The 21,310-nt window shown below is 29.4% G+C and carries 17 protein-coding genes; 5 read left to right on the forward strand and 12 right to left on the reverse strand.

Features of this window, described 5'->3' with window-relative positions:
- The first annotated feature begins 67 nt into the window (after window positions 1-67).
- Complete coding sequence (locus BUB33_RS09740) at window positions 68-1,447, forward strand: sodium-dependent transporter (protein WP_072975959.1); 1,380 nt, start codon at window positions 68-70, stop codon at window positions 1,445-1,447.
- Between the two features lie 13 nt (window positions 1,448-1,460).
- Here the strand turns inward: BUB33_RS09740 and BUB33_RS09745 are convergent, their stop codons facing one another.
- The 3 genes from BUB33_RS09745 to uvsE all read right to left on the reverse strand — a co-directional run bounded on the left by BUB33_RS09745 (window position 1,461) and on the right by uvsE (window position 9,094).
- On the reverse strand, window positions 1,461-3,224 hold the full coding sequence (locus BUB33_RS09745) for a thioredoxin domain-containing protein (RefSeq protein WP_147286424.1): 1,764 nt from the start codon (window positions 3,222-3,224) through the stop codon (window positions 1,461-1,463).
- A 149-nt stretch (window positions 3,225-3,373) separates the two neighbouring features.
- Entirely contained in the window at window positions 3,374-7,711 is a 4,338-nt protein-coding gene (gene polC / locus BUB33_RS09750; protein ID WP_072975963.1) for a DNA polymerase III subunit alpha, read from the reverse strand.
- Window positions 7,712-7,840: 129 nt separating this feature from the next.
- Complete coding sequence (gene uvsE / locus BUB33_RS09755; RefSeq protein WP_072975965.1) at window positions 7,841-9,094, reverse strand: UV DNA damage repair endonuclease UvsE; 1,254 nt, start codon at window positions 9,092-9,094, stop codon at window positions 7,841-7,843.
- Window positions 9,095-9,293: 199 nt separating this feature from the next.
- Here uvsE and BUB33_RS09760 point away from each other — a divergent pair, with 199 nt between their 5' ends.
- The 3 genes from BUB33_RS09760 to rbr all read left to right on the forward strand — a co-directional run bounded on the left by BUB33_RS09760 (window position 9,294) and on the right by rbr (window position 11,520).
- Window positions 9,294-9,965 (forward strand): DUF6143 family protein, encoded by a 672-nt coding sequence (locus BUB33_RS09760; RefSeq protein WP_200778181.1) that lies wholly within the window; start codon window positions 9,294-9,296, stop codon window positions 9,963-9,965.
- Window positions 9,966-10,485: 520 nt separating this feature from the next.
- Window positions 10,486-10,911 carry a Fur family transcriptional regulator gene (locus BUB33_RS09765; RefSeq protein ID WP_072975967.1) on the forward strand — a complete coding sequence of 142 codons (426 nt, stop codon included), beginning with the start codon at window positions 10,486-10,488 and terminating at the stop codon, window positions 10,909-10,911.
- A gap of 15 nt (window positions 10,912-10,926) precedes the next feature.
- Window positions 10,927-11,520, forward strand: coding sequence for a rubrerythrin (gene rbr / locus BUB33_RS09770; RefSeq protein ID WP_072975969.1), 594 nt, complete (start codon window positions 10,927-10,929; stop codon window positions 11,518-11,520).
- Window positions 11,521-11,693: 173 nt separating this feature from the next.
- Here the strand turns inward: rbr and BUB33_RS09775 are convergent, their stop codons facing one another.
- Both BUB33_RS09775 and BUB33_RS09780 read right to left on the reverse strand, forming a co-directional pair.
- Window positions 11,694-12,287 (reverse strand): YdcF family protein, encoded by a 594-nt coding sequence (locus BUB33_RS09775; protein ID WP_072975971.1) that lies wholly within the window; start codon window positions 12,285-12,287, stop codon window positions 11,694-11,696.
- 62 nt (window positions 12,288-12,349) lie between these two features.
- A complete protein-coding gene (locus BUB33_RS09780; RefSeq protein WP_200778182.1) occupies window positions 12,350-13,282 on the reverse strand; it encodes a LysR family transcriptional regulator in 933 nt (310 codons plus the stop codon).
- Window positions 13,283-13,845: 563 nt separating this feature from the next.
- Here BUB33_RS09780 and BUB33_RS09790 point away from each other — a divergent pair.
- Window positions 13,846-15,069, forward strand: coding sequence for a cation:proton antiporter (locus BUB33_RS09790; RefSeq protein WP_072975977.1), 1,224 nt, complete (start codon window positions 13,846-13,848; stop codon window positions 15,067-15,069).
- Between the two features lie 52 nt (window positions 15,070-15,121).
- Here BUB33_RS09790 and BUB33_RS09795 read toward each other — a convergent pair whose 3' ends face one another.
- From BUB33_RS09795 to BUB33_RS09825, 7 genes are all read right to left on the reverse strand, one after another.
- Window positions 15,122-16,099 (reverse strand): CPBP family intramembrane glutamic endopeptidase, encoded by a 978-nt coding sequence (locus tag BUB33_RS09795; protein WP_072975979.1) that lies wholly within the window; start codon window positions 16,097-16,099, stop codon window positions 15,122-15,124.
- Window positions 16,100-16,286: 187 nt separating this feature from the next.
- Window positions 16,287-17,645: an FtsW/RodA/SpoVE family cell cycle protein gene (locus BUB33_RS09800; RefSeq protein ID WP_072975982.1), complete on the reverse strand. Its 1,359-nt coding sequence runs from the start codon at window positions 17,643-17,645 to the stop codon at window positions 16,287-16,289.
- Window positions 17,632-17,979, reverse strand: coding sequence for a PadR family transcriptional regulator (locus BUB33_RS09805; protein WP_072975984.1), 348 nt, complete (start codon window positions 17,977-17,979; stop codon window positions 17,632-17,634). The genes BUB33_RS09800 and BUB33_RS09805 overlap by 14 nt, the downstream gene beginning before the upstream one ends.
- Window positions 17,980-18,201: 222 nt before the next feature.
- Window positions 18,202-19,287, reverse strand: a complete 1,086-nt coding sequence (locus BUB33_RS09810) for a hypothetical protein (protein ID WP_072975986.1) — start codon at window positions 19,285-19,287, stop codon at window positions 18,202-18,204.
- Window positions 19,274-19,807 carry an RNA polymerase sigma factor gene (locus BUB33_RS09815; RefSeq protein WP_072975988.1) on the reverse strand — a complete coding sequence of 178 codons (534 nt, stop codon included), beginning with the start codon at window positions 19,805-19,807 and terminating at the stop codon, window positions 19,274-19,276. Before BUB33_RS09815 ends, BUB33_RS09810 begins: the two co-directional genes overlap by 14 nt.
- Window positions 19,808-20,033: 226 nt before the next feature.
- Entirely contained in the window at window positions 20,034-20,228 is a 195-nt protein-coding gene (locus BUB33_RS09820; RefSeq protein WP_072975990.1) for a DUF4177 domain-containing protein, read from the reverse strand.
- Between the two features lie 152 nt (window positions 20,229-20,380).
- Complete coding sequence (locus BUB33_RS09825) at window positions 20,381-21,229, reverse strand: DMT family transporter (RefSeq protein ID WP_115322158.1); 849 nt, start codon at window positions 21,227-21,229, stop codon at window positions 20,381-20,383.
- Between the last annotated feature and the right edge of the window lie 81 nt (window positions 21,230-21,310).

Consider the following 21,310-nt stretch of genomic DNA (forward strand, 5'->3'; position numbering starts at 1 on the left):
TAATACAATATTTTTTATATTTATTTTCAGGCTCTTTAAAATTGATTATGCTTAGGAGGAATTTAAAATGATAGACCCAAATAAAAAGAGAGAATCCTTTTCATCTGGATTAGCAATATTCTTCGCTACACTAGGATCTGCAGTTGGCTTGGGAAACATATGGAAATTTCCATATCTTGTGGGAGAAAATGGTGGTGGAGCTTTTGTACTTATCTATTTAACATCTATATTATTAGTAGGTTTGCCTGTAATAATATCAGAATTTTATATAGGAAGAAAAACTAAATCTAATGCTGTTGCTGCTTTTGCAAAACTTAAAGTAAGCCCTTTTTGGAATATTGTTGGTTATATGGGAATAATAGCTGCATTATTTATAATGTTTTTTTATAGCAGTGTAGCTGGCTGGGTATATTCATATGTATTTAAAACAATAAAGGGAGAATTTTTCAATCTAGGAAATCTTCCAATCGAAGATGCAACAGAAATAGTTATAAATAAGTTTTCAACTACTGTAAGTGGATCATATTCCCCTATTATTTGGCAGGGAATTGTATTATTAGTGGTTTCTTTAATATTAATTGCAGGTGTAAAAAATGGCATAGAAAAAATTACAAAAACCCTTATGCCTATTTTGTTTATTCTTTTAATTTTATGCTCAATAAGAGCCCTAACTCTAAAAGGAGCAAAGGAAGGTTTAAGTTTTCTGTTCAGTATTGATTTCTCGAAAATAAAACCCTCTGTTATTCTCGCTGCCCTAGGTTTAGCATTCTTCAAACTTTCTCTTGGCATGGGTACTATGATTACTTATGGAAGTTACTTTACAGATAATAATAATATGATTTATACCTCTGCTAAGGTTGCATTATCAGATACATTAGTATCTGGATTAGCAGGTATAGCCATATTTCCAGTAGTTTTCACATTTGGATTAGCTCCAGATTCTGGCCCTGGTTTATTATTTAGTACTATTCCCTTAGTTTTTTCAAAGATACCATTTGGCAATATTCTACTTATTGCATTTTTTATATTAGCATCTATTGCAGCTACTACAGCAATGATTTCAATGGTAGAAGTACCAGTTGCATTTATGTCTGAGGAATGGAATATTAAAAGAAAATATGCAGTAATAATTATATCTGGAATAATATTTTCAGTAGGTGCATTAACTGTTCACCCCACCAGTATATTTGGAGAGTTTACTTTATTCAAAAAGAATTTCTTTGATTTATTTGACTTTATATCATCTAATATTATGCTGCCTATAGGGGGGCTTCTTATAGCAATTTTTGTTGGCTATTTTGCTAATAAAGATAGTATAATAGATGAACTTTCAAATGGGCATAAATTAAGCAACCTAAGAATTATAAATATTTATTATTTTATTTTAAAATATATATCACCATTATTATTGTTAATTGTACTTCTAAATTCAATAGGAATTATCTAAATAAGTATCATTTTTATTTTTTCCCTAATGCAATTAATGAATATAGATGTGCAAGAGGATTATTATTTATATCTTCTCCAAAGGCATAAAGTATTTCTTTTGCCACCTTTTCATATTTTTCTTCTTTAGTTAATTTATATATTTTAAACAAACTCATTATTGCTAAAGAATTACCAGAGGGTATAGCACCGTCATATATATCCTTTGGCCGCATTATTAGCTGTTCTGATATATTACTATAGAAAAATAATCCTCCTTCTCTATCATCACCAAATAGTTCCATCATATCTTCTAATAGCTTAATTCCTAAATCTAGATACTTATTTTCCTTTAGAGTTTCATATAATTGGAGTAATCCATATATAAAGAAAGAATAATCTTCTAAATATCCTGTATTATAGGATTCTCCATTTATATGTGTAGATAGTAAATGACCATCTTTATCCATGGAGTTTTTGATAATAAAATCTGCTGATTTTTTTGCTATTTCACTATAATTTTTATTATTAAATATTCTAGAAGCATATGCTAAACTAGCTATCATTAAACCATTCCATGAAGTTAATATCTTTTCATCCCTATGTGGCTTAACTCGCTTTTCCCTATATTCAAATAATATTTTATTAGCTTTATCCAGACTTAATTTATCCGACTCTGATATTTCTGATAAATCATATAATATTAGATTTGGATTGTTAGCACCTTCAAAATTGCCTTCTTCTGTAATGCCGTAGTATTTAGAATATAACTCTCCTAACTCTTTTCCTAAAACATTAAATACTTCATTATAATCGAAGATATAAAACTTTCCTTCCTTACCTTCTGACTCAGCATCTAGTGCAGAATAAAATCCCCCTTCACTAGATAGCATATATCTTAATACAAATTCATATATTTTTTCAGCTACTTCTTTATATAAGGTTTTTTTTGTTATTTCATAGGTCTTTGTATAAACTATTCCCAATAATGCATTGTCATAAAGCATCTTTTCAAAATGAGGTATTAACCATTTTTCGTCTACTGAATATCTATAAAAACCATATCCTATATGATCAAAAATACCACCTTTATACATCTTCTCTAAAGTAATTTCTGCTATCTCCAATGCTTCCTTATCATTGTTTTTACTACTATATTCTAAGAGAAACCAAATATATTGAGGCATAGGAAATTTGGGATAAGAACCAAATCCACCATTCTTATTATCAAATATTCTTTTTAGTCCATCTTTTGCCTTACTCTCTACTTTGTTTTTTATATTTCCTTTCTCATTTACTAAATATCTTTTCTTCACTTCATTTAAAATATATTGAGATTCTTCTAATACTTTGTCTCTATCATATCTCCATAGTCTATTAATTTTTTCTAACAAATCAATTATTCCTGTCATCCTATTTTTCGTTGTCTTAGGAAAATAAGTTCCAAGAAAAAAAGGTTTCCCTTCTGGAGTTGCTAAAATATTAAGTGGCCATCCTCCAGATCCAGTCATAGCTTCAGAAAATGTCATATATACCTTATCTATATCTGGTCTTTCTTCTCTATCTACTTTAATTGGAAGAAAGTTTTTATTTAATATTTCTGCAACCTCAGCATCTTGAAAAGATTCCCTGTTCATTACATGACACCAATGGCAAGTACTATATCCTATAGATATAAATAAAGGTTTATTTTCAGTTCTAGCTTTTGTCAAAGCTTCTTCTCCCCAAGGATGCCAATCTACTGGATTATTTTTATGCTGTAGTAAATAGGGGGATTTTTCTTCAGATAATTTATTCATAATATCACTATCCTTTAAGTTATTATTATTAAATATTATACCCAATGATTACTCTGGATATTAAGATAAAAAAATGCCCCTCCAAATATTAATTTTAGTTTAACATTTGGAGGGCACATCTTTTATATACTTGTGCAGAAGTACACAAACTAAATTGCATCAAAAAAACTTATTTGATCACTTTCTGGAAGATCTCTTAAACAGTCAAATTTTTTAAGTGAATCTATAGCCGCATTCCCTATTTTAGCACGTTTTCTTAAATCTTCTATGGAGCTAAAAGGTTCTTCCTGTGCTGACTTATATATTCCTTCTGCAGCCACAGTTCCCATTCCAGGTATACTGTTTATAGGTGGTCTCAAGGAATCTCCCTCTAGTAAAAATTTTGTTGCGTGAGATTTATATAAATCAATAGGCAAGAAATTAATTCCTCTTTCGTACATTTCTAAAACCAATTCCAAATCATCATACATATCCTTATCCTTAGGCGCTGCATCATTCCCCAAAGATTCAATTTCTTTCATTTTTTCCTTAACCTTTTCTTTCCCAAATATCATAAACTCTGCATCAAAGGCTTTTGCCCTAATTGAAAAATAAGCTGCATAATATGCCCTAGGTATATGTACCTTAAACCATGCTATTCTAAATGCCATCATTACATAGGCTGCTGCATGAGCTTTAGGAAACATATACTTTATCTTTTTACATGAATTAATATACCATTCTGGCACATCAAACTCTCTCATTAAATTTTCATATTCTGCCCATTTAGGATCTTTTAAAGCCTTTCCCTTACGAACTGTTTCCATTATCTTGAAGGCAGTATTTGGTGGCAAACCTTTTTTAATAAGATAAACCATAATATCATCTCTAGTACATACTGCCTCACTTATGCTTGTAATTATTTTTGAATCAATTAACTCCTTAGCATTTCCAAGCCATACATCTGTACCATGGGAAAGTCCAGATATACATATTAAGTCCATAAAAGTCTTTGGCATTGTATCTAAAAGCATTCCTCTTACAAACCTAGTGCCAAATTCGGGAATACCAAAGGTTCCTACTTTGGAATTTATCTGTTCTGGTGTTACACCTAAAGCCTCCGTAGATGAAAATATTGACATGGTCTTTTTATCATCCATAGGTATTTTTTGGGGATCTACTCCAGTAATATCTTGGAGCATTCTTATAACTGTTGGATCATCATGCCCTAATATATCTAACTTTAGTAAATTCTCATCAATAGAGTGATAATCAAAATGAGTTGTTATAATATCTGAGTTTGTATCATCAGCAGGATGTTGAACTGGACAAAATTCAAAGATTTCTCGTCCCTTTGGCACAACTATTATTCCCCCAGGGTGCTGCCCTGTAGTTCTTTTAATACCTGTACACCCTCTTGAAATTCGAAGAATTTCTGCTTTATTTGCTGATATATTTTTCTCTTCAAAATACTTTTTAACATAGCCGAAGGCTGTTTTTTCTGCAATAGTACCTATGGTTCCAGCCTTAAAGGTTGTGCCCTTTCCAAAAATAACCTCCGTATATCTATGAGCCTTTGCCTGATATTCTCCTGAGAAGTTTAAATCTATATCTGGCTCTTTATCCCCATTAAAACCTAAGAAGGTTTCAAAAGGTATATCTATACCATCTTTAGTTAAGTTTTCCCCACAAACTGGACATAATTTATCAGGTAAGTCAAATCCAAGCTTATAACCATAGTCTGCAAAATCTGAATGCTTACATTTTGTGCATCTATAATGAGGTGGTAAAGCATTTACTTCTGTTATACCAGTCATATATGCTACAACAGAAGAACCGACGGATCCCCTAGATCCTACAAGATAACCATCCTCATTTGATTTCCATACCAGCTTTTGTGCGATAATATACATTACTGAGAATCCATTCTTTATAATGGAGTCCAACTCCCTATCAAGCCTCTCTTGAACAATCTCAGGTAATGGATTTCCATAGAGCTCATGAGCTTTCCCATAAGTAATATCTCGAATAGTCTGTTCACAGCCTTCTATATGTGGTGTAGCCTTTTCTGATGAAATGGGACTAATTTGTTCACACATATCAGAAATCATATTAGTATTTGTAATCACAACTTCATAAGCCTTTTCCCTTCCCAAGTATGAAAACTCCTGAAGCATTTCCTCTGTAGTCTTTAAATATAAAGGAGCTTGATTGTCTGCATCTTTATATCCTTGACCTGTTTCCAATATACGTCTATATATCTCATCCTCAGGATCTAAGAAATGAACATCTCCAGTAGCAACTACAGGTTTATTTAGTTTTTCTCCAAGCCCTACAATCTTTCTATTAATTCCTTTTAAGCTTTCTATATTTTCCACTTGTCCATTTCTTATTAAATAATCATTATTTCCTAAAGGCTGAATTTCTAAATAGTCATATTCTTTTGCGATTGATTCAATTTCTTCCTCGGGCTTTCCTAAAAGTATTGATTGATAAAGTTCTCCTTCACTACATGCACTTCCAAGGATTAATCCCTCTGAATATTTTCTATATAAGCTCTTTAAAATACGTGGTCTTTTATAAAAGTAATCTAAATGAGAATAGGATACAAGTTTGTACAAATTCTTTAAACCAATATAATTCTTTGCAAGTATTATAGCATGATAGGTTTTAAGCTTTTTATACTCTTCCTTCTTAGATTCCTCACTAGAAGCACATATATCTATGTCTTCAAGGGTTTCAGCTCCTAACTCCTTTAGTCTTTCAATCATAATGTTAAAGACCTTTACAGTAGTATCCACGTCATCTAAGGCTCTATGAGCGACTTCTACCTTTATCCCAAGATTTTTAGCTATTCTTCCCAATTTATAGCTTTTAAAATCAGGAAAGATTTCTCGAGCTAAGGACAAAGTATCCACATATGTAAAGTCAAATTCATAGCCCAATATCTTTGCATTATGTCTTAAAAAATTTATATCAAAGTCAGCATTATGTGCAACTAAAACACTATCATTAATAAAATCTAACATCTTAGGAAAAATCTTATCTATAGTTTCTGCATTTCTGACCATATCATCAGTTATGTTAGTAATTTCTACAACTCTTTGAGGAATAGGTTTTTCAGGATTTACAAATGTGCTGAACTTGTCTATTACTTCACCATCCTTAAGTTTCATAATTCCTATTTCAGTAATTTTTTCTGTCACCGGTGAAAAACCTGTAGTCTCCAAATCAAGTACACAATATGTAGTATCAATCCCCTGTCCCTTAGATTTTGTTACAGATGGCTTTTTATCTGGTACCAAATAAGCCTCTACTCCATATATAACTTTCATATCTGGATTATTTCTTCCTAAAAGCTTATGAGCTTCAGGAAAAGCCTGTACAACTCCATGATCAGTTATGGCAATGGATTTCATCCCCCAGCTCATAGCTCTATTAATTAAATCAGTAGCACTTGTCATAGCATCCATCTGGCTCATTTGTGTATGCATATGAAGTTCTACCCTCTTTAATTCAGCATTATCATCTCTTTTAACCCTCTTTATTCCTTCTGTTTCTATTATAGTATTAGCAATAATCTCAACTTCTCCAGAAAACTTGCTGTAAGCTGCATTTCCAGAAAGTCTGACACCTTTAGCATTTTTAATCTTATCTAATACCCCTATATCTTCACCTTTTATAAAGGACTTACATGTTATGGAACTTGAACCATCATATAAGTCAAAAGAAACTAAAATTTTCCCACTTTTCAACTCTCTAGATTCTATATTAGATATTTCACCTTCTATTGCCACCTTACCTTCATATGGCGTAATATCAGTAATTTTTGTTATAGAATCTTTAATTTTAGAGCTTCTACCTAATATTAGGAAAGGATCATTCTTTTTGTTATTAGTTTCTGCTTTCACGTCTTGGTTTCTTAAAATTTCCTTGGGAGATTTAGAAATATTATTATTTTGCTGAATAGCAGCTTCTTTTTGTATTAACATAATTTCTTTTGAATATACATCTTCTTGTAGCTTTTTTAACTTTTCATTACATACCTTATCAATAAAATTTATTTCATACTCTGTATTGTAAAGGCTTTTTATAGCCTTATTGATTTCTTTATCATAACCCATAGATATTAAAATCCCTGATGCTGGAATTTCAAAATTAAAATTAATAATATTTTCAAATACTTCAAATTCACAATTGTTTATAATTGCCTTTAAAACAGGATATTTATCTGACATCACACATATAATATCTCTTAATTCTTCCTCTCTAGGTATTTTATCAATTTCTTCAGCATACTCTACAATAATTTTAGAATCATTTAATGAAAATCTTTCCTTTATAAACTTATTAAGTTCTTCAATTTCTCTAATTTGAATAAATTTATCAGTTCTAATTTTCATCTCCAATATCTTCTCATTTTTTCTTAAAACTACACCTTCTACTATTGCAGTGTTTATATTTCCCTTTATTTCATAATCATTAAAAATTTCATTTATTCTTTTCATTCTATTCCCTAACCTTCTTGTAAATATTTCAACATTATACCATTATACAAGATATACTTATAATTTTAAAGTCGAGATAATTAACAATTATCCAACTAAGTTCTCAATAAAATATATCTCGAAAATACATTATAAATAAAAATAATAAGAATTTAAAAGATAATATTCTTCATATTTAAAAGCCAATTTCCCTAAAAATTTTTTTAATGAATCCTTAGGTTTTTTACCTTCCTCGTAACTTTTTAATAATTTTATAAATTTGCTTTTTTCATCCTCTGTGGCAGTTGATTTGAAATATCCCCAGATATGAAGGACAGCATTAACTGTACTACCTATAGTTTCTTCAATATTTAGAGCTTCCTCTATTAATTTATAAAATTCAATTACGGGATACTCATTTTTATTTTTTAGTATCTCACGAATTTTATTATAATGTAAATGAGAGTGCTCTAATATATTATACTTATATTTACTCCATTCCACCTCAAGAGCTTTTATTTTTTTACTTTTTGAAATACTGTTAATGCATTTTACTGCTGAAAGATTTTTATCTTTAACTTCAAGCATTATATCTATATTATCATCTATTTTTCCAACAAAATTCATAAACTGTTCTATTTCTATAGTATTTGAATGTGCACCTGATCTTTTGCCTTTATCCTGCTGTGAATAGTGAATTTTTTGAGGTCCATCTTCTTTTTCCCAAGTTTCCTTACATTGCCTTATCCAATATTGATCATCCTTTGAGATATCACATGGCAATACTTCATTATGAAGATTATCAAATACAACAGGAATATTTAAAGTCCTCCCTATTTCTAAAGCTTCTCCTATGTTATAAGACTTATGGTCATTTTCAATTACTAATCTTTCTTTAATTTCTTGAGCAAGTAATTGAAAGTTTGAAATAAAGTTTTTTATAGCTTTCTCCTTATTATTATAAACTCCTCCTATATGAAGTATGATTTTACTTTTTCTGTCCATACCTAAACTGTCTAATATCCTATTATGATAATTCAAATCTTGAATTGCTCTTAAAACTACATCTTCATTGGGAGAATTTAGTACAGTATATTGTCCCGGATGCATGGAAACTCTCATATCTGCTTCTCTTATTTTAGATCCAATTGAAGATATCTGTGAAGAAAAGACTTCCCACCAAGGTATATTATTTACTGAACTTGAACCAAGGGGAATCAAATCAGAGCTTATTCTAAAAAGTTTTATATTATTCTCAATATTATAATCTATAATATTATTTAATGATTTTAAATTATACTCTATGATTTCTAAGAGTTTTTTTTCATTAGAATTTTTAACCATGCAACTTTTAAAATTTGTTTCTAAAACTCCTACTGTTAAACATGCATATCCTATTCTCATATTTTTTCTCCTTGAATTTTTATAATTATCATTTTATATAAATATATTTTTATTATCTATGTTTATAATAAATTTATTTTCTATCAACATTCCTATCCTTTAATAATTAAATTTATTATATAGAAATAATAGCTATCCTTCACATTTAATAATATTGAACATATAATGAATTAAATTTAAATGCAAAGGAGTATTATTTATGTCGAATAATATTAATCTCAATGATTCTAAATACTTTCAAGAATACAATAATCCCAAATATCCTAATATAAACAACTGTCCTACTGCATCTTGTATGTGCTATAAACCTTGTAACTTACCTAACCCGTCAATATATAAGCCATCTATCGAATACCAAGTTAGTGTACCTATTAACTTAGCAAAATCTTTAGAAGGAAAATATTTCGTAGGTTATGCAGATAATCTTTCGTTTGGAAAAGGTACAAGTGCTTGGGCTAGACTATTTAATCCCCCTAATTCAGGAGTAAATTTGCATGTAACCGTATGGACTGTAGCTGATATTTCTGAATCACCATTTAGGGCACAAATTTGGTTTAATGCAATTCCTCCAGGAATGCCTCTTGAATCTCCTCTTGTTACTCCAGCAAATTTGGCATTTTGTCCACCTACAAGTCCAAAGGTTAAATTGCAATATGCAATAAATGTTTCTGGAGATCCAGTTGGTGGTATAAAGGCTTTTGTTAGAAGAGGACAACCTGAGACAACTGTTGTAGATGATGAACAAGGAAAATTTATTTTCCCTCCTGGCGGCTCTTTTTTAGTATTTTTATCTAATCCAGAAACACCTGAAGTAGAAGCTAGTGGAAGAATTGCTTTTGGCTGGTGGGAAGAACCAATCTGTAACGGTTAATAATAAAACGGATTCAAAATATTAAAATGGGACTCTCTCAAAGGTGATTAAATATATCACTCTTGAAAGTCCCTTTTTATTCCTCTTATATTTTGCATTATAAACAATCTCTCCTTTATTATTATTTAAAATTTAATATAATATATTGCACATTTATCTAAGAATAAGTCATATAATATGTTTTTCTAATACTTCTAGAATAATATTTGCAAAACTTTCAGATGCTCCCCAATCAAAAGTAATTAATCCCTTTCCTCCACCACCCTAATGTAATACATACTAAACTTCATTATGTTTTCATTTTATCATAAAGAAATAATTTATGTATTAATATAATATAAAGAATTAAATTAATCTATTTCGTTGTCTAATCTTAGTCAAAAGAAAATCTAATCAATATTTTTGTCTTAAAAAATAATATGTTGACAAATTATGGAACTCCTATTATAATTATATTTGTAATGATTACAAATTAGTAATGATTATAAATATTAATCTTAAAATAAAAGGAAGAATATCTATGGAAACATCAGTTAAAAACTTATCCAATATATTAACTGGTAAAGGTATAAAACCTACTCACCAGAGAATTAAAATTTTGGAATATTTATTAATAAACAAATGTCATCCCACAGTTGAAATGATTTATAGTGATCTTCATAATGAAATACCTGTCCTTTCAAAGACTACTGTTTACAACACTTTAAATCTATTTATTGAAGCTAAACTAGTTAGATTAATATCTATAGATGGTAGTGAAGCCAAATATGATATTAATATGAAAAATCATGGTCATTTCAAATGTGAATCTTGTAATAAAATCTTTGATTTTCCTATTGATTTAGATAATTTCATTGATAATCAACTGAATAATTTTAAGATTAATGAAAAAAATGTTTATTTTAAAGGTATCTGTCCTAGATGCATTAATAATAAAAAACAATAATATTAGGAGGTAAAAATGAAAAATTTAAAGGGGACAAAAACAGCAGAAAATTTAATGAAAGCATTTGCAGGAGAATCACAAGCTAGAAATCGCTATACATACTATGCTTCTGTAGCGGATAAGGAAGGATTTAAACAAATTAGAAATATCTTTATTGAAACAGCTGACAATGAAAAAGAACATGCAAAAAGATTTTATAAGTTTTTACTTGCTGGATTAAAGGATGAACTTCCAGCTACTATAAATATAGAGGCTTCTTTCCCAGTTGCTCAAGGTAATACATTAGATAATTTAAGAAGTGCAGCAAGTGGAGAGAATGAAGAATGGGAAGATTTATATCCAGCATTTGCAGATATTGCCGAAAAAGAGGGTTTTGAAGAAATAGCAACTGCATTTAGAGCTATAGCTGATGCTGAAAAAGCACATGAAATTAGATTTAATAAACTTGCTGAAAATATATTAAATGATAAGGTCTTTAAAAAAGAAGAAAAAGTATTATGGAAATGTGGAAATTGCGGATATGTACATGAAGGTCCAAATGCCCCTGAAGTATGTCCTGCTTGTATTCATCCACAAGCACATTTTGAACTTTTTGTAGAAACATATTAATCTAATAATAAAAAATAGCATGACGAATATTATCTTTTTATATAATATTCGTCATGCTATTTTTTATTTAAAATATCCTGCTGCAAAATATTAGCACAACAATTATTGATATTATATAAAATAAATAATATATTAGTTTTAATAAATTTTTGGTATTCAAACCTTTAGATAGTTTACACTCTTACCCTATCAATAAAATATGATTTAATAACCGCAAGAAATTCTCTTATATACGATTGTAAAACTATTATAAGGGGTGTCTTAGCAGGTAATCCATAGGGTATTGCTCCCAATCTTTTAGCTAATAACTTTGCCCTAAAAATATGATATCTATTAGATGCAATTAAAAGACTTATATTATTGTTGTCATTAGTTTCTTTTATTTTATCTAAACTAAATTTTAGATTTTCAAAAGTAGTAGTAGATTTATCCTCAACTATTATCCTATCTTTTTCAATACCATTATTTATTAAATATTTTTTCATAGCATATGCTTCAGCAATGTCTTCATCTAAACCTTGTCCACCTGATACCACTACCTTTACATCTGTATTATCTATTAAATAATCCTTAGCTACTTTAAGTCTTTCTAATAAAGCAGGAGAAGGTATATCCCCATATAACCTAGCTCCTAAAACTATAACATAATCCACCTTAACATCTGGAGTTCTTCTACCCCCTATAATAATTAAACTCTCAATTAAAATAAATATTAGAAATGATATAAACAATACGGATTTTGCTATCCTATATATTAATCTTTTCACATTGCTCCCCCTTTCTATCCCAAGTCTTCTAAGAAACCAATATTAGAAATTACTATCTACTTTTATTTGTATAGTCTAGCAGTCTCATTATATATTTTAGTAATATCTTGCAGAATATTAGTATGATTAAAATCTTTATGATATAAGATACTCGTTTCCCTAATCATACTTAAATTCTCAATGGGTAAAATTGTAATTTTACCTTTCTTTAATTCATCAAGACACGCACTACGTGCAAGTATAGAAATACCAAAATCTCGGCGAATTAAGTCCTTTATTGTTGCAATATTATCGACCTCAAGTATAACATTAAAGTCCTTGATTGACATATTAAGACTCTCAAGATGTGCAATAAACAAATTTCTTGTACCAGAATTCGGTAGACGTAATATCATTTTTTCATTCTTAATATCGTTAATAGTTACCATATTTTTCTTTCCAAGTGGATTGTTATTTGAGACCACAAGCACTAAATAATCCGTATCTAACAATAAAGAATTTATATTTGGATCATTTATAGTTCCTTCTACAATTGCCAAATCTAATTCATAGTTCATTAACATATTATAAAGATTCTTTATAGACTCAGTAATTATTGTAATGGTAACTCCTTCGTTTACATTGCAATATTTCGCCAAAACTTCAGCAACAAAGTTACTTTCTGCTGTATGCGTAATTCCAATTGTCAACTTTATTGATTGATGATTTTTATCTAACAGACTTTGCTGTAATTTACTATATAATGATTTAATGCGCTTAGCATACATAAGGATAATTTCACCTTCAGATGTTAATTTTAATTCTCCTTTACTTCTATTAAATATTTTAACACCTAGTTCCTTTTCCAATTGACTAATATGTTGACTCACTGCAGGTTGAGTTAATGAGAGCTCCTTAGCTGCACGAGTAAAGTTGGATGTTTCACAGACCATAAGTAACGTATCTAATTTTGCATCTAACATAAAAAACACCTCTGCATTAGTTTTTCTTATCAATATCAAAATAATTATAATTTTACTTTATACATGACTTATTGTAATATAATATCAAATTTTCAAACAATTAACAATTATAAAGGAGGTAAAATTAATGTTTATTTTCATGGTTAGAATTTTTATCCATAATATCTTAAAACCATTTCCCCTTGGGCACAAATATTTCACAGACCATTTTTCTAACTATAATCAAAATCACAGCTGTTCTAATAACTATAAAATATCTCATTATAGTCAGATAATTAAATATGGTAATTCTCATTTTGGTACTCCCGGTATTGCTATGGTCAACATAGCATTAGCTTCTGCTGGTATGATTTTGCTCCTAACAGCTGACCTATTAATCATAAAAGCTCAGATGCCCTGAATCAGAATACTTCTTCACCTATTTTGTTTTGCTTTCTGCATTTATAAATTTGATATATTACTTTTCAAACACAAACTTAACTGCATTAAACTACTATTTGCATTTTTAAATTTAATATTATGCTCTATTTGGTCATTAACTTATTTGTTTTTCATTATCTTTGAAAATATTATTTACTTAAAGGAGTAGTGATATAATGAACAATTTATTTAGTCAATTTAACGATATCACAATAATTCTTATCTCTTTATCTGCAATGTTGCTTTCTGGTTTTTTATTAACTCGCATTACAAAAATACTAAGACTTCCCAATGTCAGCGGCTATATAATTGCTGGTATATTATTAGGTCCTTATGTTCTCAATATAATACCTATTAATAGAGCAAAGAATATGGGATTTATAGGGGATATAGCATTATCTTTTATAGCTTTCGACGTTGGAAAATTCCTTAAAAGAGAGTTATTCAAAAAAACAGGTATAAGGTCTATAATAATTACCTTATTTGAATCATTACTTGCAGGCATTATTGTATCTATATCTATGCATTATATTTTTTCATTAGATTGGAGTTTTTCATTGTTGTTAGGTGCAATTGCTACATCTACAGCTCCAGCAAGTACAATGATGACAATAAATCAATACAAAGCTCGTGGAGAGTTTGTAAACATATTACTGCAAGTTGTAGCTTTAGATGATGTTGTCTGCTTGATTATATTTAGCATAATTATTGCTTTTATCAATACAACAGAAACTGGTAACATTTCGCCTAGTTATGTAATACTGCCAATTATATATAATATTGGAGCATTAGGAGTAGGATTTCTATTTGCTATTATATTAAGTAAATTACTTACTCCAAATAGAAGTAATGATAACCGCTTGATATTAGCAATTGCATTATTACTTGGTATTTCTGGACTGTGCTCAATCTTTGACATATCTCCACTTTTATCTTGTATGGTATTTGGAGCAACATATATAAATACAACTCAGGATAAGGATTTGTATAGACAAATCAATAACTTCACTCCTCCAGTTTTATCACTATTTTTTATAATATCAGGTATCAACTTAGATATAAGTTCACTTGGAGCATTGGGATTAGTAGGAATAGCTTATTTTTTGATTAGAATAATAGGAAAGTATATAGGGGCATATTTAGGATGCTTTATTACTTCTACAGATAAAAAAATTTGCAATTATTTAGGTCTTGCACTTATTCCACAAGCTGGGGTTTCCATTGGTCTTGCCTTTCTGGGACAGCGAATACTTCCTGTTGATATAGGGAATCGCATGATGACCATTATTTTAGCATCCTCAGTTTTATATGAATTGGTTGGTCCAGCATGTGCTAAGTTAGCATTAATATACTCTGAAGCCATCAAAGAAGATAAAATCAAGTCTTTAGATAAAATATAGAATTAGTAAGAAGTTCATGTAAATAGATAAATAGGGCTATTTAAGCCCTTATCTATGATTTTCTATACTCCTTAGCTAATAAGAATGGCATATATATTGCTGAAAAAAGTAATAGATTAAATAATACTGCCTGCCATGTAAATACTATATTAGCTCCAGTAGCACCATATAAAACATAACCAAGATTGTTATTAATAAAATGAATCATGGATATAGTCCATATGTTTTTAGTCTTTATATATACATATCCAAAAAAAACTGAATAGCCAACACAAACTATTAATTGATTCATAACAGAATAAAAAGATGTTTCTGGACTATAATAGAACATATTTATTGGCAAATGCCAAATTCCCCAAATTAATCCTACAAGTATTACTCCCTTTCTCTTTCCAATTCTTTCTTGAAGAGCTGGTTGCAAAAAATATCTCCATCCATATTCTTCTCCCAAAAATGCAATAAAGCTAAATGGAAATGAAAAAGGTAAAGAGAATAATATAAACCATGTTTTTAGACTCTTAAATGGTGCTATAAAATCATCAATCTCTCCAGCCAACATTGAAGATATAAGTATGGCTGTCAGATACAAAGAAATAAATAATAAGATGTAAATAACTGACGATTTTATATTTTTTCTAAATTTCAATCCAAATTCCTTTATTTTTTCTTTAGTATCTCTGTTATATGCAATAATCAATGAAATGCTACCTACCATGAGCCAAATCTCTAAATGAACATTCGCACTTTGATTAAATCCAAATACTCTTACTAAAAGATAAATAATTGATGTAATTGTAAAAAATAAATATGTCAGAAAAAACTTTTTTGGCAGTTCTTTTCTCCATTTTTTATTTAATAATAAAGCACACATAACACCAAGAGCAGGATAATACATTTGTGTTAAAGGAAAGGAATCTACTGAATATGTAGGATATCCTAAACCCATGACAATCCCCATTATAGATGTTAAGCCAAAAGTAATTATCAAAAATAAAACAAGATCTCGATTTGAAACATTATATTTTCCCAATTTATCCCTCCTATAATCTTTCTTCTTTTAAAAATTGTTTTTATACCATAATTTCCTTTAATTCACCCTTTATTCTGAATTTTATCCCATAATTAATATTATATTATCATATAATATGGTAATTTAATTCATTTATAGAAAACTGTAATTATATTGTAATAGTTTTTATAGGGATGATTTATTTAATTTATCTTCTATTTAAATTAATAATTATTTTCCCATCTATAAACTGAAAAATCTTATCTTTACTCATATCTAAACTATCATCCTTTTTATATAGGATACCAGATTTATATACTGAAAGCATAATGCCTATTAAAAACATATTTATTATTGTGCTAATTCCACCATAGGAAATTAACGGCAATGTTAATGGTGCAATTAATTGGAAACCTAAATTATGTAAAACATATAATAAAACTTGCATTGTAAAATTAACTATAACAGACATAGATACCAATCCTCCTAGTACACCCTTTTGATTTAAGCTAAATCTAAGGGAACGAATAATAAATGCTGATATAATAAGCATTATTATTATAAATGATACCCAGCCCATCCTATCAATTAAATGAGTCAGCAAATATTCTCTATCCATATATAGAGATGGAAATATATCATTAATATCGATCCCGTGTATGTTGTGTCCTATAAGTTTAGCATTTCCAACTATTTTCCTCATTGAATACCCTTGATATCCTATTCCTAAAGGATCAAGAGACGGATTAAATGCCGTTTTTATTCTTCCTAATTGATAATAATTCATAGACAGAACTGTAACTATTAATATAATAATCATTGGTATACAAACAAGTAATAAAGCATTAATTCTTTTTACATTAAACCAGCCTTTCATTATTGCAAATATAAGCAATATAAAGCAGGTGATTAAGTACAATGCCAAACTAGATAAACCAGTATTCCTTAGGCAAACAATTCCCGGTATAATACAATATACTCCACTTAAAACTATCCCCAAGTATCCTTCATTTCTCATAGTATATAATATCCCTGCGAAAGCTGTTGGATATAGAAGCATCACAAATTTAAGATAGAAATTCTGTCCGCGAAGTCTAGGCCCTAAAATCATAGTTCCTATAGTTACTATAACTAAACTCAAATATATCGTCTTAGGACATTTACCTATAATGCTGAAATCTAAGAAATAGGCGATGATCATAAAAATTATTCCCATTACTGTATATATTATTGTATTATGTAACTGCCAAAGCATATCACCATCATAGGCAAAAGCACTAATTAAAACACCTAAAGTTAACATTATACCCGTCAATATAATTATACCCCACTCTGGCTTTGGTTTATAAACCCCATCTAAACCAGTACCTACAATAACAGGGTCCCCCATTTCCAGTATAGCTTTATTTGTCGCCTCTTCATCACTTAATCCTTCAGCTAAAAATGCTTCCTTCTGATCTACTATATGATTTTCTATTTCCTTTGAAATAATACTATGAGCCTTTTTCCATCTTATTTGCTCACAAACTGTTTTTAAATATTCGTTAATTTTATTAGATTGTTCCAAAACTAGCACCCCCTTGTAAAACTTGATTAATAGCCGAAGCATAAGTATTCCATTCTTCTTTCTTTTCTTTAAGCATCTTTTTACCTTTTTTGGTGATACTATAGTATTTTCTTATTCTTCCACTATCTGCCTTTTCATCATATGAATTTACCATCCCATCCAATTCTAGATTATGAAGTAATGGATAAAGGGTGCCAGCTTTTAATGAAAATGTATTATCTGATCTCTTAGCCAATTCTTCAATCATTAAATAACCATACATATCCTTATCTTCAAGTAACTTTAGTATCAACATTGTTGTACTGCCAGTAATTAAATTCTTATTAATAGCCATATCTTCACTTCCTTTTTATATATAGATTATCTATATATAGTATATATAGATAATCTATATATGTCAATAAAAATACAAAAATATAAAAAGAAACCATCAACTACTTCAAGTTGACGGTCTTTTCTAATCTGATTTATTCTTTATAACCTCTCTAATTCATCACTACTATAGTTTTAATAATCTTTTACTTATAAATTCTACAATAATATTATATCTCTATCTTTATTTTTTTCTATAGGTCATAACTGTAATACTCCCATCATCATCTCTTGAGAAAACAAGAATGTTTCCGTCATCCATATATCTACTATCAGAAAAACCTACTTGCCCTTCTTCAAATAAATTATTAATATCTGCTTTAAGTTTATGTTCAGCAAAGTAATAAGTAATCATACCCTCTTCGTCAGGAACTACTTTCTGTACAGAGTCTTGAATAAGTGTCCCATCTTTTAATAGTTCTTCTATCTCTGGTAATTCTTCATCTGATACTTCCTCATCATCACTCAGCAATGTCTGAATATATTTCTCTGCTTCCTTATAATTTCCTTTTGATGGGTCTATAGGCAAATCAAACAAAGCATTGATTCCTTCATAAGCTGTATTACGACTAATCTCTCCTGTCTCTGCATTAAACTTATAGGCATTAATAATATCGAACTCATCCATAACAGCAATGTACAAGCCTCTGTCTGAAAAAACTTCTATATCATCACATTCCATGGTTCTATACATTACCCCATCTTTTATAAACCAGCTTGCTGCACCATTCATCGTAAAGATATTAAGGTCTTTCGGGTGCTGCCCCTTTATAAAAGGTGAAACAAGAAATGACATTTCATCATATAAAGGATCAAGGGGCTCAGGCATTGGTGTTCCATCTACTTTGGAAATAGCAAGTACAGAATACGTTCTATCGGGAAATAGTTCTTCTGAAGAGTGCTTAAAATCACTGATTTCTTTACCAGATACTATTCCCATTAAAGTTATCTTATAACCTCCAATAGTCTGAGTCTGATTTATAGCTACAGCTCCTTCACCATCAAAAGCAAGGGCAAGTCCCTTATCCCCTAAATTTTCTGCAATTTCCTTAGGTGTTAATAGCTTCCATGCTGCAAATGCTGAAATAGATGTTGCTACTATAAGTATAGCAACCATAGCTGATACTGATAATCTCCTTTTATTTGTACCTCTCATCCTATTTCTCTCCCCTATCCTATTTATAATTTTTCGATTCAAACTGTCATCTGGTTCATTATCTGAAGAAAGGACTTGCCATAGTATTTTGTCTAATTTTTCAAAATCCTTCATATCCATTGACCTCCATATATTCTTTAATTAGTTTTCTAGCTTTATAAAGCCTACTCTTTACAGTCCCAGTTGGAACTTTAAGTGCATCTGCAATATCTTCAATTGACAATCCAGTATTGTAGTACATATATAAAGGTATCTTCAATTTATCATTCAATGATGCTGAAGCTCTATCAATCATCCTATAAGTCTCATTGCTTATGGCTACAAGTTCTGGTGTTGTAGTATCAATCATATAGAATTCATTATCAAAATCATCTTGAAACTCTACCACTTTTGCAATTCTATTCCTCCAACCAAATTTTCTCTGTTGATTTTTCCATGTATTTGCTGCAATAGCTACAATGAACCCCTTTGGATTTTTAGCTTTATCTATTTTATGACATAATTCCATAGCTTTTAAAAAAGTTTCCTGATACAAATCATCTGCTTGGTGCTTATCTCTTGTCAATTTAAAACAAAATCCGTAAACATCTTTACCATAGTCTTCAATTATACGAGTCAACTCTGCAACATTCAACCTGTTATCTCCTCCTTTGCCTTATTCTTATGATGCTTTCAAATTTAAAAAAGCTCATATATTGAGTGGCCTCTCATCTATATATTGTAATAACTTCTAATATGGTTCATATTTTTTATAATTTATATAATAAATTTGGACTAAGTTAATAAACCTCATAAAAGTTTATTAATTTAGTCCAATTATAATAAATTCATATATAACAGTAAAATAATAATTTTTAATACTATTTTCTCCTTTTAAAGACAGCTATTGCTTCTCTACTATAACCATTACTGGCATTTGTTGAAAAGCAAGATACTAATTCCCATCCTTGCTCTCCCAATTTATTAAGTTGATAATCAAACTCCTCTATATCCAGTATCCCTCCCATCATGCCTTTAGGTTCAACCTTAATACTCTTATATTCCCATTTTTCCATGATAATCCCTCCAATTATTATATCTTCTGCATTAATAATAAAGCTTTTTCTCTTCTATATATGATTCTCTAAATATCTCAAATATATATCTTATATACTTATTTTTCTTATATTACAAAACAAACAAACTCAATTCAGTAACATTTAACCTTTTACTCCTCCTGAACTTCCAGCTTTGATACATAAATCCCCCTAAGCATTACAGTAACTATAACCACTATACCTCCTATAATAGCATAAGTCCCTGGTTTTTCACCTGCAAAGATATATACCCATAACGGATTTAATAAAGGCTCAATAACAGTAATTAAAATGGCCTCTAATGCACTAAGATATTTTGTTGCATTTACATAAAATATATATGGGATTCCAAGTTGAAATACTCCCATTATAATAATTATAATCAGGCTTTTTACATCTGGTAATGATATAAATATAAAAGGAATTGCTATAATAAATGTCAACATATTTCCAAAAAAAGTAGTGTCTATAGCTGAGCCATCTTTTTGTAATCTAAGAGAAATAGTCATACATGCCATAGAAAACCCTGATAATATCGCTATAATATTACCTAATGTATTCCCTATATTTACATTATCTATAAAAAATAATATCATTCCTAAAAATACAGCTATTATTGAAACTATATCATACCACCTGATTTTCTCTTTTAAAATCCATACTCCTAAGATTGCTACAAAAATAGGAGCTGTATACTGTAATAATATTGCATTTGCCGATGTAGTAAGTTTATTTGCTATAATAAAAAACAGCATAGTAGTACAAGTGGTTATAGAACCTAGAATTTGTGGTTTTGATTTTGTGAATTTAGGTTTTTTTATATAGGTCAACATCACTAAGGCTGCTATAAGACTTCTAAAACCTGATATTGATATGGGGTTCCAATCTACTAATTTAATAAATATTCCACCTGTACTCCACATCATTGAAGCAATAGCAGCTAAAATTATTCCTTTATATCGATTACTTTTTATTTCCATCACTCCAGCCCCTTTAGAAAATATTTTATTCTATATATTTTATCTAACTTTATTTAGTCTTGCTATGTTTTTTTAATAAAT

Source organism: Tissierella praeacuta DSM 18095, assembly GCF_900128955.1.
Taxonomy (GTDB): Bacteria; Bacillota; Clostridia; order Tissierellales; family Tissierellaceae; genus Tissierella; species Tissierella praeacuta.

What these genes read in the sequence shown, in the direction of transcription:
- BUB33_RS09790 (WP_072975977.1), top strand. Translation starts at nt 13,846, where the DNA reads ATGAACAATTTATTTAGTCAATTTAACGATATCACAATAATTCTTATC.
- BUB33_RS09760 (WP_200778181.1), top strand. Translation starts at nt 9,294, where the DNA reads ATGTCGAATAATATTAATCTCAATGATTCTAAATACTTTCAAGAATAC.
- BUB33_RS09825 (WP_115322158.1), bottom strand. Translation starts at nt 21,229, where the DNA reads ATGGAAATAAAAAGTAATCGATATAAAGGAATAATTTTAGCTGCTATT.
- BUB33_RS09740 (WP_072975959.1), top strand. Translation starts at nt 68, where the DNA reads ATGATAGACCCAAATAAAAAGAGAGAATCCTTTTCATCTGGATTAGCA.
- BUB33_RS09810 (WP_072975986.1), bottom strand. Translation starts at nt 19,287, where the DNA reads ATGAAGGATTTTGAAAAATTAGACAAAATACTATGGCAAGTCCTTTCT.
- rbr (WP_072975969.1), top strand. Translation starts at nt 10,927, where the DNA reads ATGAAAAATTTAAAGGGGACAAAAACAGCAGAAAATTTAATGAAAGCA.
- BUB33_RS09745 (WP_147286424.1), bottom strand. Translation starts at nt 3,224, where the DNA reads ATGAATAAATTATCTGAAGAAAAATCCCCCTATTTACTACAGCATAAA.
- BUB33_RS09765 (WP_072975967.1), top strand. Translation starts at nt 10,486, where the DNA reads ATGGAAACATCAGTTAAAAACTTATCCAATATATTAACTGGTAAAGGT.
- BUB33_RS09820 (WP_072975990.1), bottom strand. Translation starts at nt 20,228, where the DNA reads ATGGAAAAATGGGAATATAAGAGTATTAAGGTTGAACCTAAAGGCATG.
- polC (WP_072975963.1), bottom strand. Translation starts at nt 7,711, where the DNA reads ATGAAAAGAATAAATGAAATTTTTAATGATTATGAAATAAAGGGAAAT.
- BUB33_RS09805 (WP_072975984.1), bottom strand. Translation starts at nt 17,979, where the DNA reads ATGGCTATTAATAAGAATTTAATTACTGGCAGTACAACAATGTTGATA.
- uvsE (WP_072975965.1), bottom strand. Translation starts at nt 9,094, where the DNA reads ATGAGAATAGGATATGCATGTTTAACAGTAGGAGTTTTAGAAACAAAT.